The organism is Streptomyces sp. NPDC057099, from assembly GCF_042671245.1.
Taxonomy (GTDB): Bacteria; Actinomycetota; Actinomycetes; order Streptomycetales; family Streptomycetaceae; genus Streptomyces; species Streptomyces purpurascens.
Window position 1 is genome coordinate 368,025 of record NZ_JBHUTX010000001.1, and the last position, 18,132, is coordinate 386,156.

13 protein-coding genes are annotated in these 18,132 nt (G+C 68.9%); 2 read left to right on the forward strand and 11 right to left on the reverse strand.

The window, feature by feature from the left end:
* Positions 1-121: 121 nt before the first annotated feature.
* The 6 genes from ACFT4A_RS01590 to ACFT4A_RS01615 form a co-directional block, all read right to left on the reverse strand.
* The gene (locus ACFT4A_RS01590; protein ID WP_382824922.1) at positions 122-1,189 is read right to left on the reverse strand and encodes an LCP family protein; all 1,068 of its coding nucleotides are present in this window, start codon (positions 1,187-1,189) and stop codon (positions 122-124) included.
* Positions 1,182-3,377 (reverse strand): bifunctional polysaccharide deacetylase/glycosyltransferase family 2 protein, encoded by a 2,196-nt coding sequence (locus ACFT4A_RS01595; protein WP_382824924.1) that lies wholly within the window; start codon positions 3,375-3,377, stop codon positions 1,182-1,184. The genes ACFT4A_RS01590 and ACFT4A_RS01595 overlap by 8 nt, the downstream gene beginning before the upstream one ends.
* A gap of 183 nt (positions 3,378-3,560) precedes the next feature.
* Positions 3,561-4,436, reverse strand: coding sequence for a hypothetical protein (locus tag ACFT4A_RS01600; RefSeq protein ID WP_382824926.1), 876 nt, complete (start codon positions 4,434-4,436; stop codon positions 3,561-3,563).
* A gap of 134 nt (positions 4,437-4,570) precedes the next feature.
* Entirely contained in the window at positions 4,571-5,593 is a 1,023-nt protein-coding gene (locus ACFT4A_RS01605) for a YaaC family protein (protein WP_382824928.1), read from the reverse strand.
* A gap of 176 nt (positions 5,594-5,769) precedes the next feature.
* On the reverse strand, positions 5,770-7,449 hold the full coding sequence (locus tag ACFT4A_RS01610) for a S8 family serine peptidase (RefSeq protein WP_382824929.1): 1,680 nt from the start codon (positions 7,447-7,449) through the stop codon (positions 5,770-5,772).
* Between the two features lie 218 nt (positions 7,450-7,667).
* A complete protein-coding gene (locus ACFT4A_RS01615) occupies positions 7,668-9,047 on the reverse strand; it encodes an alpha-lytic protease prodomain-containing protein (RefSeq protein WP_382824931.1) in 1,380 nt (459 codons plus the stop codon).
* A gap of 981 nt (positions 9,048-10,028) precedes the next feature.
* Between ACFT4A_RS01615 and ACFT4A_RS01620 the strand changes: the two genes are divergently transcribed.
* Positions 10,029-10,889, forward strand: coding sequence for a hypothetical protein (locus ACFT4A_RS01620; RefSeq protein WP_382824933.1), 861 nt, complete (start codon positions 10,029-10,031; stop codon positions 10,887-10,889).
* A gap of 446 nt (positions 10,890-11,335) precedes the next feature.
* Complete coding sequence (locus tag ACFT4A_RS01625) at positions 11,336-12,724, forward strand: sigma-70 family RNA polymerase sigma factor (RefSeq protein WP_382824935.1); 1,389 nt, start codon at positions 11,336-11,338, stop codon at positions 12,722-12,724.
* Between the two features lie 39 nt (positions 12,725-12,763).
* Here ACFT4A_RS01625 and ACFT4A_RS01630 read toward each other — a convergent pair whose 3' ends face one another.
* From ACFT4A_RS01630 to ACFT4A_RS01650, 5 genes are all read right to left on the reverse strand, one after another.
* A complete protein-coding gene (locus tag ACFT4A_RS01630) occupies positions 12,764-13,654 on the reverse strand; it encodes a ricin-type beta-trefoil lectin domain protein (protein WP_382824936.1) in 891 nt (296 codons plus the stop codon).
* A gap of 34 nt (positions 13,655-13,688) precedes the next feature.
* The gene (locus ACFT4A_RS01635; protein ID WP_382824938.1) at positions 13,689-14,648 is read right to left on the reverse strand and encodes a hypothetical protein; all 960 of its coding nucleotides are present in this window, start codon (positions 14,646-14,648) and stop codon (positions 13,689-13,691) included.
* A 91-nt stretch (positions 14,649-14,739) separates the two neighbouring features.
* On the reverse strand, positions 14,740-15,672 hold the full coding sequence (locus ACFT4A_RS01640; protein WP_382824940.1) for a carbohydrate ABC transporter permease: 933 nt from the start codon (positions 15,670-15,672) through the stop codon (positions 14,740-14,742).
* Between the two features lie 4 nt (positions 15,673-15,676).
* Complete coding sequence (locus tag ACFT4A_RS01645) at positions 15,677-16,630, reverse strand: carbohydrate ABC transporter permease (RefSeq protein WP_382824941.1); 954 nt, start codon at positions 16,628-16,630, stop codon at positions 15,677-15,679.
* Between the two features lie 10 nt (positions 16,631-16,640).
* Positions 16,641-17,945: an ABC transporter substrate-binding protein gene (locus ACFT4A_RS01650; RefSeq protein ID WP_382824942.1), complete on the reverse strand. Its 1,305-nt coding sequence runs from the start codon at positions 17,943-17,945 to the stop codon at positions 16,641-16,643.
* Between the last annotated feature and the right edge of the window lie 187 nt (positions 17,946-18,132).

Below are 18,132 nucleotides of genomic sequence, written 5' to 3' on the forward strand. Positions count from 1 at the left end.
GTAAAGTATGCGATATACGAAATCTTGGCCAGGGGGTGTGACAGCTGAAATTTCTTGAGCGCCTCGCGGTACCTGAACCGACGGCGCACGCTGGGCTGCATCCCGCCTCTTTCCCTGGTCTTTACCTTCTGTCCGGCGGCCGGTCGTTCCTCAGCGCGGTGAAGAGGTCCCGTGCCTTCTCCCGGTCCCATCTGATGGCGCTGCCCTTGGTGGTTCGCACGCCCACAGCGCCGACCGGGACGTTGACCCGCGCCCCGGAGCCGGGAGCCGAGACGCTCTTCATGGCGCGCAGCAGTCTCACCAGATCCCACAGCTCCATGTCCTCGTCCACCACCAGCGTCTCCAGCGCGTCCCGGGTCGCCGGGTAGATCCTGGACGGATCGAGCATGACGTCCCTCTGGGAGACCTTGTCGGCGAGCGCGGCGAGGAAACGCTGCTGGTTCCTCGTACGGCCCAGATCCCCCTGCAGCTCCTGATGGCGCTGGCGGACGAAGGCCAGGGCCTGGGCGCCATGGCGGTTGTGGCAGCCCTTGCGCAGGTTCGCGCCGGACTTCTCGTCCTTGATGTCGCGGTCCAGGCACAGCCGTACGCCCCCCACGTCATCCACGAGGTCGACGAAGCCGCGGAAGCCGATCTCGGCGTAGTGGTCGATACGCAGGCCCGTGCTGCGTTCCACGGTCCGCACCAGCAGCTCGGGACCGCCGATGGAGAAGGCGGCGTTCAGCTTGTCCGGTGCCGGATCGTGGCGCTTCCCCGTCTCGGGCTCGGTGTACGGCGGGAGGACGACCCAGGAGTCACGCGGCAGGCTGACCATGGTGGTGCCGTGCGCGCCGGTGTGCAGCAGGATCATCGAATCCGTACGGCGGCCCTCGGCCGTTCCGGTGTGCAGTTCCCGCCGGGCTCGAGAGGACAGGCCTTGGCGGCTGTCGGAGCCCACGATGAGGTAGTTCGTGCCCCTCCCTCGCGGTGGCCGTTCGGGGATTCCGCCCAGATCCACCTCGCGGTTGAGCCTGATATCGGCCCACAGACAGACACCCGGGGGTGTGAGCAGCAGCGCCGAGAGCACGAGGAGCAGCACTCGGCGCAGCGTCCTTCGGCGCCGGGGTGGAGCGGCTGTTCGTCCGCTGCCGCGGTGCCGCGGCGCCCGGGACGAGCCGGCGTGCGGCCGGTCGTCGTACCGCTCACGCATGGGGCCTCCTTTGCGCCGGCACGACATCCGGAACGGTCTGTCCAGGGGCCAACTGCCCATGGCCTGGGCCAAGACGACGGGAGCCGCGGTTCCCGGCTGTCCCGTCCGCGTCCCGTCGCAGGGCCTGGTTCGTGAGGTCTCCACCCAATTGCTCAACGGCGGTCCCGGTCCGCCTGATGCGCTGCCAGGTCAGACCGGTGCCGAACACGGCAGTCGCCAAGGACTGGATGACCACCAGATACATGAGCTGCCGGTAGGCGAGAAGCTGGAGCGGCAGCGCCCACAGCGCGCTCATCCGCTCACCGCCGAGCCGCAGCGCGTAGCCGGCGCACGCGATCTGCAGACCGAGGAAGCCGGCCCACAGAGCGCCGGCCCACGCCGAGTCGAGGAAGAGCGCCCCGTACAGGCCGAAGATGTCGACGACCGGTGCGAACAGGGGCAGCCCGACCTGGAAGACGGTGAGATACGTCAGTGCGCGCCGCGCGAAGCGCCCGGCAACCCCCACTTCGAGCATGGCGCGATGATGCTTGCGCATCGCCTGGAGCGTGCCGTAGCACCAACGGTAGCGCTGCCGCCACAGTTGGCGAAGGGTGGTCGGGACTTCGGTCCAGGCGATCGCGGAGTCCTCGTACACCACCCGCCAGCCCGCCCGCCACAGCGTCATGGCCAGGTCGGTGTCCTCCGCGAGGGTGTCCTCGCTGACCCCGCCCACGCCCATCAGCGCCTCGCGGCGGAAGGCGCCGATGGCGCCGGGCACCGTCGGCATGCACTCCAGTACCTCGAGCATGCGTAAGTCGAGATTGCACCCGCAGGCGTATTCCAGGTGCTGCCACCGGCCGAGCAGTCCGCGCCGGTTGCCGACCTTGATGTTTCCGCTGACCGCGCCGATGGCCGGGTGGGCCAGCGGCTGGATGAGCCGGTGAATGGCCTCGGGTTCGAAGAGGGTGTCGGCGTCGGCCATCACCACGATGCCGTGGCTCGCGCGGGCGAGTCCGTTGTTGAGCGCGGCGGCCTTGCCCGCGTTGCGTTGACGTATCACCGTGACACGGGGGTCGGGGATGTTCCTCACGATCTCCACGGTCCGGTCCGTCGACCCGTCGTCGATGACGATGATCTGAAGAAGGGAGTGGGTGGAGGCGAGCAGCGAACGGACGGTGGACGCGATGCCCACCTGTTCGTTGTACGCGGGAACGAGGACCGTCACCGGCTCATCGACTCCCCGCAACCACGGCGAGCCGGGGCGGAAACGGCCCAGACGCCGGACGTGGACGCGGGCGAAGACGACGAGGAGGAGCTGGCGGAGCGTGCCGAGTCCGCCCACGATCGCGAGCACCCACAGCGTCCCGTTCGCGACCGTGTGGCTGGCGGTGTCCATCCATGTCAGAGCCATGCCCTGCACCCGCTGGTCCGGCGGGGCCGGCGTGTTGGCGGAGCGGATCCCCAGTCCCGCCGTCACGGTGGTGAACCTGTCGGCATCACGGGCCCGGAGCAGCCCTTTGACCTGTCGGTAGGCGGCTTCGGACTGATCGAACTGCCGGACCACGCCCTTCGACGGTTTGACGGACCGCCGGTCGGCGGTGACCAGCAGATATCCGTCCCCGCCCGCGCGCAGGGCCGCCTGCCACTCGGCACCGCACAGTGTGTCCACCGACGTGGTTCCGGGCATCCGCAGCAGAGTGGTGGTGACGCCCGCGGTGCCGGCCAGTGCCTTCTGGTTGAGCGCCAATTCGATACCGGCGCGACTCGGCGAGGCGGAACCGAGGACAGCACCGGAGTAGGTGTGCAGTCCGATCTCATGGCCTTCGGTGAGGATGCGCCGCGCGAGCTCCGGATGGCGGCCGGCCTCGGAGCCGAGGAGGAAGAAGGTCGCACGCGCACCCTGTCCGCGCAGCAGACGGAGGATGCGGGGGGTCCATACCGGATCGGGTCCGCCGTCGAAGGTGAGCGCCACTGTATGAGCGGGCATCGACGCGGACTTGACCGAACCCCCGCTCAGGCGCAGCACCGGCCCTGCCTCGTGCAGCACTCGCGGAGCGGGCGTGACGCAGGGCCGGCGCGCCTCGGCGGCGTCGACCTCGTGGGCTGTCCAGCCCTGGAAGAGCAGTGCCGCGGCGATCGCGGCGTACAGCGTCCCCAGGAACAGCCAGTGCACCCGAGGCTGACGTCGTTGCGCGTGCCGGCCCGTCACCGCTCGGCTTCTCGATTCACGTGTTTCTCCAAGAGGGGGGTGCTCCGGTCGGTGGGCAAGGGCGTGCGGCCATGTGTCCCTTGCTGTGACGGGGTGAGGCGCACTATGTGAGTCACGCAGGCGCCGACGTCCTGATGAAGTCGGCGCACCACGTTTCCTTGACCCCCCTCCTGGACCGGACGCTCAGCCGACAGAGTCGCTGCGACGGTCAGAACTCAGTCGCTCGCTGTCGCCGCCGTTGTCGTTCCCGTTGTTGTTTCCGTTGTCCTGGCCGTCTCCGGCGCCGTTTTCGTTGCCATTGGCATTGCCGCTGTCCTGGCCGTCTCCCGTGCCGTTGACATTGCCGTTGTTGTTTCCGTTGTTCTGGCCCCTGCCATTCCCGTTGCCCTGACCGTTCCCGTTTCCGTTGTTCCGGCCGTCGCCGTTGCCGTTCCCATTGCCGTTCCCATTGCCGTTGCCGACTCCGGGCCTGCTCCCGCCGGCCCCTGGCGGGACGGCGTCGGTGTCGGCGATTCCCGTGCCCGGGGCGTCGGTCTCGGGCTCTTGTGCGGTGGTGCCGTCCGGGTCGGCGCGCAGCGTGCACACGGCCAGCTGCTCCAACTGCCCGGACACGCCGGCGTCGTCCGGCTGAGTCAGCGAAACGATTCTGCGGATGGCCGAGCGTCGTTCGTTCTCCAGGGGAGTCAGGATCTGCTCCCGCGCCAGGGCGGGATCGCTTTCGAGTCGCTCTCTGTCGTCGGAGAAGCGCTTGTTCGCGGCGATGACTTGGGCATCCAGAAGGATCAGAGCCTGCTGCACTTCTCCCCTGTGCTCCGTGGAGAACTGCGGGATCTCGCTTTCCACGTCCGGGCACTCGATGACACGTGCCGACGCCTCGTTGATGTCGTCGATGCCAGGAGGAAACGTTGCCGCGGCTTTTTCGCCGGACCTCTGTCCGCTTTCTCCCGCGGAGGCGGAGACACCGGCCATGACAATCCCGCCGCAGCCTACGAGAAGGACTGCCGAGAGGGCGGCCACTCGGATCCCGGGTATCGAATTCATGCGCGATGCGCGCTTCATGATTTCTCCCGTCGTGCGATTCTTTTCCGTTCTTTCGCTACATACGGGGTGCCCGGGACCTGTGTTCAGGGATCTCACAGGAAGGAGAGCGGCGCGGTGAGCGCCTGTGGACGCGCGGGCCGGCGAGCCGGCGTTCACATGGCGGGGTGGTGCGGCCCCGCCTTCGGCCGGCTGCTCCGGTCCCGGTCGTGCGACGAAGTCGTCGCGGCCGCCTGTTCCAGGGCTTCCGCGATGACGTGCGCGAGATCTCTCGGAGCTTCGCGGAGCAGATGGCTCACGGATTCGGCCGCCCTGACGGTGCCCTCGGCTCCGAGGTGCGCGCGCCAGTCGTCCGGCCGGTCGTGAATGAGCGAACCCAGTCCGCAGAGCACCGCCCACCAGGCCATCAGCGGATGCAACTCCGCCCGCAGAGAAGGGATCACCGGCATGAAGTACCGGTTTCCCGCGTATTCGGTGGTCATCGAGCGCAGCCGGTCGAGGCGGGCTGACCGGCCGGTTTCGCCCTGCGGCATGACCCAGTCCATGCGAATGCCTCCGCGGCCGTGCGGGAACGGGGAGAGTGCCGGAACCAGGGTTCCGCCCCGGACGTGACAGCCGTAGCCGTGGCAGGAGGCCGCGGGAGGAAAGAACTCCAGATGCTCGTCCAGTGCTTCGCGGGTTCCCGCCCGCATCACGTGGTCCGGGATGTCGCACACGGAAACGGTCAGGATCGCGCGCGGTTCGGCGTCTCCCACATCGCCGTGGACGTACAAGGGCGTACGCCGGCGCCTGTCCGTCAGCGGATGGTCCAGGTTGACGGGCAGAGCGTCCCAGGCGTCCTCCAGGCGCAGGGGCGTGTCTCCCCAGACCGGTGAGCCGAGGATCTCGCTCACCCGGGCGAAGCCACCCGCGGATCCGGACGGCTCCGTGACCAGCGCGATGTCCGCGAGGTCGCCGGGCAGGGGAGCGGTGGAGCGTATGCCGTTCGACGTGAGCCGCCAGCCGTCGTCGGCGAGTCCGGGTGCGCAACTGGCGATGGCGCGAGCGGCCTGGCACAGACCGTGGAGAAGGGGAAGGGGCCGAGCGGCCGGGGGCTGCTCCTCCGCTTGACGGAAGAGCCGCTCCATCGACTTGAGGGCGTCCACGAACGTGTGGTGACGCTCCTCGTGGGAGTGCACGGCTCTCGCCGGGACTCTGCGGTGGGCACGCAGCCGCCGCCAGGATCTTTCGGAACCGGCATGAAGATACATCGCCCGTCGTCCTCGCTGTTCAGGTTCAGGCAGGGGTCCATGGCTCCTGATGACCTGGTCCGGCCGCCGAGGGGAGCGGCGGCCGGACCAGGTCGGCTTGGCGCTCAGAAGCCGTGGCACATCTGGCCGTAGAAGTCGGCGCACGAGACGGTCGCCGTGGCCTTGGCGGTCTTGCCGTCGCGATCGGTGTAGGTCACCGTCGGCGCGTATGTTCCGAGGCCCTTCGGGAAGGCGTGGGTGACCTTCGCTCCGGTACCGGTCGTGCCGTCGCCGAAGTCCCAGGTGTAGGTGCCGTCCGCGCTGCCGAGGGTGCCGGCGTCCAGGTCACAGGACGTACCGGAGGAGTCGCAGGAGACCCCTATGCGACCGGTGCCCGGCTCGGACGGGGCTTCGGGGGTTCCCGGCTCGGACGGCTCTCCGGACGCGGTGGGCTCCCCGGACTTGGTGGGTTCCCCCGGCTCGGACGGCTCTCCGGGCCGGGTCGGCTCTCCCGGCTCGGTCGGCTTCCCGGGCTGCTCCGGGTCCTGGGCGTCGGCGAAGGCCGGCTTGAAGACTCCGGCGTCGTGCACGTCGAGCAGCGGCTCCTTCGTTCCGTCCTTCGACGTGTCCGTCCAGTTGTCCTGACCCGCCTTCAGCAGCTTGTCGCGCACGGCCATCACGCCCTCGCGGTCCTTCGGCTTCTCGGAACCGCTGACGATCAGCGCCGCGGCGCCGGCCACATGCGGCGCTGCCTGCGACGTACCGCTCCAGTTGGAGTAGTCGTTCTTGTTGCCCGTCGCCTGAATGCACTCGCCGGGAGCGGCGATGTCGATGCCCGGGCCGAAGTTGCTGCTGCCGGAGAGCGTGTCGTCCTTGTTCTTGTTGTCCTTGTTGCACCAGCCGAAGTCGCCCTGACCGCCGGCCTTTCCGTCGCCGTCGGCGAGGTTGGAGACGGTGATGGCGTCGGGGATGTTGGCCGGAGACGCCGACTTGACGTCCTTGCCGTCGTTGCCGGCGGACACCACGACCACGATCCCCTTGGCTATCGCACGGTTGACGGCGTCGGCGATCGCGCGGGTCTCGCCCGTGTATCCGGCGCTGATGTTGACCACGTCGATGGTGTCGGCGTGGGCGGTGACCCAGTCGAGGGCGCCCACGATCTCCGAGGTGCTGCCCCTGCCCTCTTCGTCCAGGATCTTGAGGGAGTGGATCCGCGCACCGGGCGCCACACCCGTGAAGCCCTGGTCGTTGTCGATCTCGGCGGCGATGCCCGCGACGTTGGAACCGTGTCCGTCGTCGTCCATGCCCTCGTCCTCGACACACTTGTCGACCTTGCTGCAGTTGACGCGCTTGACGACGTTCAGGTCGGGGTGGTCGGCGACTCCGGTGTCGAGGACGGCTATGTCCGCGTCGACGCGTTCGTCCTTGCCGTCACCCGTCTTCAGGGCCTTGTTCTCCAGGGCACGGATCCGGCTGACCCCCTTGGGCGTCTGCTGGCCGTTGATACGTCCTTCGCCGTCACGCTCGACATAGGCGACAGCCGGGTCCCCGCTGAGCTCGCTCACCTCGTCGCGGCTCAACTGTGCCGAGAAGCCGTCGAGCGCGGCGCCGTACGTCGCGGTGATGTCGACACGCGGCTTCCCCGAAGCGAAGAGCGCCGGGCGCTTGTCCTGTTCCTTCAGGACGACGATGTAGCCGTCCTTGCTCGGTGAGGGTGAGTCGGGTGGTGTTGCTCCGATGCCCTGAGCCACCGTCAGGCCGACGGCGGTGATCGACAGGGCCGTGATGACGACACGTCTTTTCACTCGGTGCCTCCAAGGAGGGATTCGGTGGGGGAGGAGGAACGGCGTCCGGGATCGGCCGGGGTGCCTGCGGAAGGCCCGGACGGTCGAGGGCCGGTGGCCCTCGGAACGGGTGGGTCCGTGCGGAGCGAGGCACAGACACACCCGCTCCGGGAAGGTGCGATCTCAGGGGCCGACGAGCCGGGAGTCAGGTGTGGGCGGTCGTCGGCCCGAAGCCGCGGTTACGCCGCGGGCTGGTCCGACGGCTGAGCGCCCTCGCCCGGTTCGCCCGGCTCTCCGGGCTGACCCGGCTCGCTCGGCTGACCGGGCTGACCCGGCTCTTCCGGCTGACCGGGCTCGCTCGGCTGACCGGGCTGACCCGGTTCCTCCGGCTGGCCGGGCTCTCCCGGCTGACCCGGCTCGGCCGGCTGGGACGGGTCGGCCGGCTCAGAAGGCTCGGCCGGCTCAGAGGGCTTGCCGCCGCCGCAGTCGTCGCTCGGGGGAGTGCCCGGAGCGTCGCCGCCGCCTATCTGGGACCCCGTTGCCTCAAGGGCTTCGAGCACCGGCTGGAAGAACGTCACGCCGCCGGAGGCGCAGTCGCCACTCCCGCCCGAGGTGAGCCCCACCGCCTTGTCGCCTGCGAACATCGCACCGCCGCTGTCGCCCGGCTCCGAGCAGACATCGGTCCGGATGAGTCCCTCGACCGTCTCTCCCGTCTGGTAGTTGACCGTCATGTCGAGGCCCGTGACCTTGCCGTCATGCAGCCCCGTCGTCGTGCCCATGCGCTTGACCTCCATGCCGACCACCGCCGCCGCGGCACCGGAGATCTTCTGGTTCCCCCCACTGCCCAGGTTCACGAGGCTCGGAGCGTCGGCCTTGGGGTCGTTGTACATGGCCAGAGCCCAGTCGCTGCCGGGCCATTCCTTGTCGGTGACCTTCGCGACCGGCTGACCACCCTGCTCGAGGGACCACTCGTCACCGCCGGCCGCGGTGCAGTGACCGGCCGTCAGGAACCCGGGCTTGCCGCCCTTGGTGACGTTGAATCCGAGCGAGCAGAGGCCACGGCCCGCGTAGATGGCGTCCCCGCCGCCGGCGAAGGGCTTGAACTCGCCGCCGACGCGCTTGACGGTGACCCGGTCACCCAGCCGCTCGGTCTGGCGCGACAGCTTCGCCCAGTCGTCGCCCTTGACCGTGCCGTCCACGATCACCGACAGCTTGTTGGTGCGCGGGTCGACGGACCAGGCGGTGCCCCCCACGGGCGACTCGCCCAGCTTCTCCGCCGCGGACTCGAGTTCCTGGGTGCTGTACTTCACGACCCGGGCCTCGGCACCCTCGGAGGAGGCCTGGTCGGCCTCGTCCTCACCCAGCACGTTCATGACCAGACGGTCGGAACGGTCGTCGTAGTACCAGCCGGCCGCCTTGTCGCCGAGGTCGGACGACAGGGTCTGGCCGAGTTCGGTCGCGGCTCGCAGACTGAGCTCACGAGGGTCGTCCGTGTCGGTGCTGGCGTTGGCGTGAGGCAGGAGGACCGCTGCCGCGGCGAGGGCCACCGCACTCGAGACCGCGATGGTTCCGGTCTTCTTGTTGATGCGGCGATGATTGGCTCGTCGCTGATGGGACATGGTGTGACCTCCAGTCGGACTTCGGCGGCACAGAACGGGGGGCTCGCCGAAGGAGATCCGGCTTCGACGCCGGAGCAATTGATTGCTGGGAATTGCTATCGCGCCGGATAACGATTCCGCAACCCGATCCCGTGAATTCTTCCGCTGGAGCCCCATCCAGGTCTCGGATTCCTGCACCGAGTATTGCCGGGGTGACCTGCGCGCTTCCCCGTTCGAGCCCCGGCCGCCGAACCCGGAAAAGAATCTTGAAGCTACACCGCATGCCGTTCATAAATGCACCGCATTCCGAATTTGGGCAGCGCTGTAGGGCTCCGCAGCATGACGTCGCAGCGCAGCTCAGGGGTGAGGGTTCGGCGTCGAACGCACTGAGGCGAATGTCGAGCGCACCTCCAGGCGTGTAAAGGGGAAAAGGAATAGAGGGTCGGCCCCCACTAATTCGGGCATTAGGCGTTAATGTGGCTCGTCCGGAATGCGGCTCACATGAAGAGCGGCGCGTGCTGTCCGAGCCCGCGGAAATCGCATGGGGAATCCGGGCAAGGCCTGGAAGTCTCCTCACTGTCCGGTCCTGCCATCAGTTCAGACCGGCGTGCACGCCACCCGTCCCGGCGCTTTGCCAATGCTTTGCCTGGGATGGCGGAAGGTAAGGGAATGGTCAAGTGGCAGGACTGTGCGCGGACGGATCCGTCTGTCCTGACGACCACCGCGACCGAGCAGAGGACCACGCGACGGACCACGACGCCGCGCGGGCCGTCCCCCGCCTCGCGGTGCCCGCATGTCCCTCGCCCCCGACGGAAAGGCCCGGCACCGATGCACAGCGCGGATGTTCCCAAACGGCTCCCCTTGCACCGCAAGGGCCTCATCGCCACGTCGAAGCGGCCCGCCCCCGGCGCTCTCGCCACTCCCTCGCTCGAACCCCCTCGTGCGTCGTTCGGGCCGGACCCGGCCCAACAGGCGCTGGCAGCCCGGGAGACAGGCAGTCGCATGCGGGAGCTGCTCGGGCAACTGCCGTGGACGCACCTGTCGCGGCGTCGGACGGCGGCAGGCGGCTCCCTGCTCGTCGACCGAGCGCACCGGGGCGGCGGTGAAGCGCTCAGCGTGCTCGTAGGACGGCATCAAGCCGCGGTCTGCGGCTACCTCAACACCTGCTTGACGGATCCGGCCATGGTGGACTGGGCCACTGAACTCACGTTCCGTCATGTGCTCCGGGCATCGGGGCATCACCCGTCGCATGCCGTCCCTCGAATCCATCTGCTGGACACGGCACGGTCGGTGGCGGCCGGGGCATGGCGTTCGCATCCCGAGTCCTGCGCGGTGACCGAAGGCTTCCGGGAGTGGATCGTCGAGTCCGTCGGCCCTTGGCCCCCGCAAGGGCCCACGCCGCTGTACGAGGCGTACCGCTGTCTGCCGGCTCGCTGGCAGACGGCTCTGTGGCACCTGGCCGTGGAGGACGACCACCCCGCGCTGATCTCCGACATGCTGGGCCTGTCGCCGGGCAGGCTGGCCCTGGCGCGTCAGCGCGCCCAGCACATGCTGAGTGACCTCTACCTGACCGCCTATCGGCGAGCGGTCAGCGGTCGTCCCTCGTGTACCTCGTTCGTACAGCACCTCACGGTGTACACGACCTCTCGCGACATCGCCGCGACAGGGCATGCGGAGTACTGCTCCTCGTGCTCACGGGCCGAGGCGGATCTCACCCATCTGGACATCGGAGTCCGGCTGCACCTGCCGGCCCTGCTCCTGGGGTGGTGGGACGACACGGCCTATCGGCAGATGCGGTATCTGGCACTCCGTAACTCCGACCCGAGAGGCATGGCCCGTCGGCTACGCCGGGACCTGGACTGATCCATCGCGCGACCGACTCGCGGAGCGGCCCGCTCGGCTGTCCACCCGCAGACGGCACGACGTACTCGTGCCCGAACGCTCTTGGGGCCAGGACGGCCGTCCTCCCCGACGGACGCCCTGCCCCCCTGGTTCGGTTGCCCACCCCTCCGTCCCGGCGCGGGTCCGGCCCCTTCGGCCAACCCCGTGCGTGTGCTGCCGTCACTGCCGTCACCAGGAAGAACGTGTGCGAGGCAACCGTGTCTCGCGACATTGCCCACGCTTTACCTTGACTCATGCCGAAACGTTTGGCCACGATGTGGCGACAGCCCCGTGGCCCTCCGTCGGCCTCCTCCCTGCTGGGCGAACCGCACCCGCCGCGCATGTGACCCCACTGCGCGCCGTCTGCGGCAAGTCCGCCACGCGTACGGCCCCTTCAAGGCTCGTACGCTCGGAAGTCAGGTGTTTGGATGTCTACGACGCAACAAGGCAGTCACGTCGACCGGACGGACGACGAACTGGCGGCACCGCTGCGCGGCGGTGAGGCCGCGGAAGAAGAGCTCGCCGAGCTGTACCGGCGTCATCACACCGCGGTGCGCGCGTACGCCGTGTCCCGCTGCCGGGACGCTCATACGGCGGACGACGCGGCATCCGAGGCCTTCGCCAGAACGATCGAAGCGGTCCGTCGCGGTGGTGGACCGCGTGGCCCGTGGCGCCCCTACCTCCTCACCGCGGTGAGACGCATCGTCATCGACTGGGCGGTCATGAACGGCCGGGCACTGCCCAGCGACGAACTTCAGGACGAGGTGGACGAGGCCCTCACAGGCGAGGAAATGGTCCTCAGCCGCGAGGAGGGTGCCCTCGTCGTCCGCAGCTTCCAGCAGTTGCCGGAGCGCTGGCAAACGGTCCTGTGGTACACGACGGTGCAAAAGGAGCCGACTGCGAAGGTCGCCGAGCGCCTCGGGATCAGTGAGAGCGGAGTGACGTCGCTCGCCGAGCGAGCGCGGGAGGGGTTGCGCGAGGCGTATCTCAGCGTCCACGCCCATGCGGGCGACCAGGACGAGGACAGCGTCTGCGGCAGGTACAGCGGTCTGCTGGCAGCGGCCGTACGACGCCGGCGGCGGCCGGGCAGGGACCTCAAGCGTCATCTCGGCGACTGCGCCGACTGCCGTCAGGCCTTCGTGGACCTCACCGACCTCAATGCCCGTCTGCGGGTCGTGCTGCCCGGCGCGATTCTGTTCGGGGTGGGCGCCGAGCTGGCTTCCGCCGCGGGCACGGCGAAGGCGTCGGCCGCCGCGCTGAGTGCGTCCGGGGCAGCGGTCTCCGACCCCACCGTGCTCGCCTCGTCGTGGCACGCCCTCCCCTTCGCCAAGAGCGCCGCGTCCGTCGGCGCGGGTGTGGCCGTGGTGACGGCGTGTTACTTCGCGCTGCAGCCCTACGAGTCGACGATCACACCGCCGCCCCCGAGCCCTTCGGCGTCGGCGACCACCACGCCGTCCTCGCCCCCGAGCGAAGTCACCAGGCCGGACATCCCGTACGGCCCGACCGCCGTGCTCCGGTCCGCGGCGGGCGGCGACTGTCTGGAACCGGTGCCGGGGCCGGCGAACAAGGTGCGCACGGCCGACTGCGACGGCAGCACGAACCAGACGTGGGTGGAGGACCACGTCCGAGGCGCTCGGCTGCTGCTGCACAACTCGGGAACAGGCCTGTGTCTGCGGGACTTGGAGGCCGGCACGGCCGCTGTCGCACAGGCGCGGTGCGACGCCGGCGACCCCCGTCAGGTGTGGGTGATCCGGTACAGCCGGGAGCATCGGTCGATGGTCGCCATCGGCAGGGACGGGGAGACGTACTTGGTTTGACCTCGGTCCGGGACATCGTCGGGCGGGGGGACCTTCGTGTCACTCGGCGGGTGGCACACGTGACCATTGCTGATTGCTCGCCACCACGCAGTCGTATATTTCGATGGGCGTGCCGGGATCGTTGAAGCCGTAGGTCACGTCGACACACATGCCCGCCTGCCGGATCGTGCCGTCGCCCGCCAGTCGCCATCGCTGCCGGGCGTCGGAGGTGCAGGGCGCGATGACGACCGGTGCGCTTCGGACGGCGCCCCCGCTCGCGGTCACGCAGCGGTCGCCATAGACGCGCAGTTCGCCGTCGACCGTGTGCGTGAACTGCTGATTGCTTCCTCCGTGGCAGGGCCAGATGGTGAGTTGTGTGCCCTCGGCCCGCGAAGCATTGGGGACATCGAGACAGAGGCTCGAGCGTGTTCCGACGTACGCATAGGGGAGCGGCTGACTGGTTGCTCGAGCGGTCGGTGACGGATCTGGCCGGCGGGTGGGCTCGGCACGCGACTCGGAAGCGGATGGAGTGGGCGACGCCTTTCTGCGTACGGGTGTGTGCGATTCCGCCGGCGAAGCGGTGACGAGCGGTGGTGGCGGGGGAGTCGGCAGTCGCGACGGCGGCAGTTCGGACGCAGGAGCGAGGCTGGTCGTAGGTGACCTCTCGGGAGAAGACACAAGGAGTGCAAGAAGAGAGGCCGCTCCGACGAATACCGCGACCAACACCGCCGTGCGGCGGAACGCGGGATGGTGCTCGCCGACCTCTTGGCTGTCGCTCGCCGGGACGGCCGGTGACGGCTCCTGGTGATCGAACGCCGACACGGACGCCGGGTCCAAGGGGGCAGCGGCGTTCGGGATGAAGACCGGCGGGACGGAATGCGAGCACACGTGCTGTCCGGCAACTGATTCCCCGGTACATGACGGGTCGTCACAGGGCTGGTACGACGTCATGACGCCCCCTTGTTTCGGTGAGTTCGAAGGTTCCTCATGGGCGCTTCGCGGCCAGCGCGTACAGGCCGAACGCCACGAGCACGAGCAGGAAGCCCAGGGTGGCCACGTACCAGTACCCTGGCGGCCGAGCACGACGTCGTCGTCCGCTCCGGGCGACGCGCCGGAACGCGCCGCGGGTACGTCGAGCGGTCGCCGAGACCGGGGCGGTGGCGCCGGCGACCTCGTACTTGGCGGAGCGGTAGGCTTCGGCCGGCCACCACCCCAGCAGTCGTTGCGGAAGCCGGGCGGCGAGCCGGACGCTCAGGTTGCTCAGTTCCCGGAAGACCTCGCGGCACTCCGGACACTCCCGCAGATGCGTCGTGTCAGCCGCATCGGCCCAGGACTCGGCCGAACCGAAGACGACGGCGTTCACGAAGCCCAGACAATCCTCCCGGTCCAGGCGCAACGCGTACCTCTCGGCACAGCCGCGACGAAGGGCGTGCACCGCTTGTGCGACATACTCGCTCACGCCGCCTGCCGGGATTCCCGCGATGCCGCCCACGGTGGCCGGACTGTCACCCTCGACCATCGCGTGCCACAGCAGACACTGTTGGGTGCCGGGCAACTCCTCGAAGGCGGAACGGAGTTCGGCGTCCTCCGTCAGTGACCACACCGCTCCGCCACCGACCCATCGGCCGAACGACGGAGTCAGCATGGTCGGATTCAGAGCCGCCCATTGGATGGCCACGCCGCGGATGCTGTTGAGAATGCTGATGCGGACGCAGCTCTCACCCGTCTCGGCCCGCCCGATCCTCAGGCGCAATCCGGTCAGGGCGTACGCGGTCACCGCTTGTGCGTCGCCAGGTGACTTCAAGCACGTGGAGGCATAGGCCCACGCCGCGCGTTCGTGGCGGCGTTGCAGCACACCGAATGCGTCGGGGGCTCCATCGCTCACCCTCTGCAGCAGTTCGGCATCGGACAACTCCTGCGGTTGCGAGCCGGAATTCCAGAGCACAAACCCACCTGCTCGTCGGGGTCGGATCCATTGGAATGCACAGTCAGCGGGCACTCGGGCGCGGGTCGGTTCACCGAACCGCGAGGCGCGGTCAGCCCTTCAGGGCGCCCTGCGTCAGATTGCCGACGATGCGTCGGCCGAACACCAGGAAGAGGAGCAGCAGCGGCAGGGTCCCGAGGAGCGCTCCAGCCATGATCACCGACTGGTCGGGGACGTAGCCCTGGGCCAGCTTGACCATCGCCACCTGCACGGTCGGGTTCTCCGAGGTGAGGATGACGAACGGCCAGAAGAAGTCGTTCCAGGACTGCACGAACGTGATCAGGAACAGCACCAGCATCCCGGGCCGAGCCGCGGGCAGGACCACGTGCCGATAGATCCGATGGGAGCCCGCGCCGTCCACCCGGGCCGCCTCGATGAGTTCGTCGGGCAGTGCCTCGGCGAGGTACTGGCGCATGAAGAACACACCGACCGCGCTGACCAGCGTCGGGGCGATCACCGCCGGCAGACGGCCGTACCAGCCCAGTGAGGTCATGATCTGGAACAGGGGAATCACACTGAGCTGGGGCGGCACCGCGGCGGTGGCGATGACGACCAGCAGAAGGGCGGTGCTCAACCGGAAACGAAGCTTGGCGAAGGCGTATCCGGCGAGGGTGGCGAACAGCACCGTGGACGCTGCCACCGACCCGGACACCACGAAGGAGTTGAGGACGGCCTTGCCCAGATCCGCGTCCCGCCAGGCAGCGCCCAGGTTGCTGATCAGCCTGTCGCCCGGCAGCAGCGGAGGGGCCGCTCGGTTGACGGCCTGGCTGGAGGTCGAGGCGGCGACGACCGTCCAGTACAGGGGGAACAGCGAGATCACGGCCATCAGACCGAGCAGCAGGTAGGCGACCGGGCCGCCGTGCGCCTGCCGGCCGGCACCGGGCCGGAACGGTGCCGCGGAGCGGCGGGGGCGGACACCGCGGGCATCGGGGCCGCGCACCCGCGAGGGCCGGCGGGAGAGGGTCGTCTCCGTCGGGGCGGTCATGGCGTCATCGCCTCCGTGCGCGTCGCGCGACAATCGCCTGGGCCAGCGCGATCAGGATGATCAGCAGAAACATCAGCCAGGCCAGCGCCGAGGCCCGCCCGGCGTTCCCGTTCGCCCACCCCGTCTGGTAGAGGAGCAGGCCCAGTGTCTGGTACTGGCCGTCGGCACCGCCCTGCACCGCTTGCGGCCCGCCCCCGAAGATCAGCGGTTCGCCGAACAGCTGGATGCTGCCGATGGTGGAGATCACGATGGTGAAGACGATGGTGGGGCGGATGCCGGGGATCGTCACGTTGAGGAGCTGCTGCCGGCGGGACGCGCCGTCCAGTGCCGCCGCCTCGTAGCGCTCCTGCGGGATCGCCTGGATCGCGGCCAGGAACAGCAGCGCGTTGTAGCCGGTCCAGCGCCAGATGACGATGGCGGAGACGGCCAGCTGGGAGGAGAGGGTGCCGCCCTCCCAGTCCACGGGGCCCAGGCCCAGGCTGTGCAGTGCCCAGTTCACCAGGCCGAAGTCGCGGCTGAACGCGAACTGGAAGAACAGCGCGGCGGCGCCTGTCGAGGTCGCGTACGGCACCAGTGACGCCACCCGCCACACCAGCGCGCCGCGCAGACGGTAGTTCAGCAGGTGTGCCAGGCCGAGCGCCATCATCAGTTGGGGAACCGCCGAAATGACCCCGATGGAGATCGTGTTGAGCGTCGCCTTCCAGAACCGCGGGCTGGTCAGCAGTTCGTCGTAGTTCCCCAGTCCGGTCCAGGACAGCGCGTTCAGCTCGACGAGCTGAACGTCGTGCAGGGACAGCCAGGCGGTGTACGCCAGGGGATAGAGGCCGAACGTACCGAACAGCACGAAGAACGGCGCCACATACGTGTACGGGGTGATCTTGAGGCCCCAGCGGTAGCGCCGGCCGCGCCGTGCGGAGCGCCGCGCGGAGGAGGAGATGGGCGCGAGGGGGGATGCCATTGCGGATCGCTCAGTCCTTCCCGATGGCCGACTCGACCTCGCCCAGGGACTGCCGCCAGGACTCGTCCGGATTCATTCCCTGTTGCTCGACCCGGGTCAGACCGCTGGAGATGACGTTGGTGATCAGGCCCTGATCCGGACCGATGTTCAGCGTCGGCATGTCCTTCGCCGCCGTCCCGAAGATGCGTCCCACGGGAGCGTTGCTGAAGTACCGGCTCCGGGTGCCGGCGACCGAGGGGTCGGCGGCGGCGGTGGGGGAGGACGGGAAGTTGCCCGCGGAGGCGCCGGCGAAGGTCTTGGCCTGCTGGGCCGGATCGGTCAGCCAGGCGGCGAGCTTCTCGGCCTCGCCGCGGACCTCGCTGTTCTCGGGAACGGTCAGGAAGGAACCGCCCCAGTTGGCGGGGGCAGGCGCGCTGGCGACGTCCCACTGACCCTCGCCCCCGGGACCGGCAGCCTGGGAGATCTGGCCGAGCATCCAGGAGGGGCAGACCACGGTGGCGAACTTCGCAGCCGAGAACGACTTCCGCCAGTTGGTCTGGAACTGCTGCAGCCTGGCGGTCATCCCCGAGGCGTTGGCCCGGGCGGCCAGGTCGTAGGCCCGTCGGACACCGGGGTTGCTGTCGTGGACCAGCTTGCCGGAGGAGTCGTAGTAGGACGTGGTCTGTCCGAAGATCATGGCGTTGTAGAGGCCGTTGCCGGTGTCCATGAAGCGCAGGCTCTTGTCCTCGGTCTGCTTCTGGAATCTCTCGCCGACGTCCACGTACCTCTCCCAGCCGGCTGCCCACAGGGCGCCCACGGCATCGCGCTGTGTCGGCAACCCGGCCTGCCGGAACAGGTCCTTGCGGTAACACACGGCCATGGGGCCGATGTCGGTCCCCAGACCGAGCACCCGGCCGGCCTCGGCCTTGGCCTGGGCCCACTTCCACGGGTAGAAGGAGTCGGCGCGCACACCCGGGGCCTGTGAGAGATCGGCGAACATGCCGGCCTTGCTCCCGGCGATGGTGCGAATGCGGCCCACCTCGACGCTGACGATGTCGCCCAGGCCCTGACCGCTGCTCAGTTTGGGCTGCAGAGCCTGCCAGTAGGTGGCCTCGTCGGCGGCGTTGTCCTCCTCGATGCTGATGCCGGGATGGAGTCTCTCGTACTCCTCGAACAGCCCTGACGTGTTGAAGCCCATGTTGGAGAAGGTGGAGATCCGGATGGTGACCCTTCCGGATTCCGGGCCGCCGGAGCTGTCGCAGCTTGTGGTGGCGACAGCCAGCGCCAGAGCTGAGGCGACGGTCGTGGTGACTCGCAGAGCACCGCCTGGATTCATCGAGGCACATCCCCCGTACGGCCGAAACATTCGGCAACTTTCCTTGTGCACGTCGGGCAAGTTAGGGGCACGTGCGGGGCGTCGTCAAGGGAAGGTGGCGGCAAGTACGCGCCCAGGGAGGGCGGATCGGCATAGCAAGGGCTTGCCGAAACTATCGGCGGCGCTGCGTATGCTTGCCGCAGCGAGC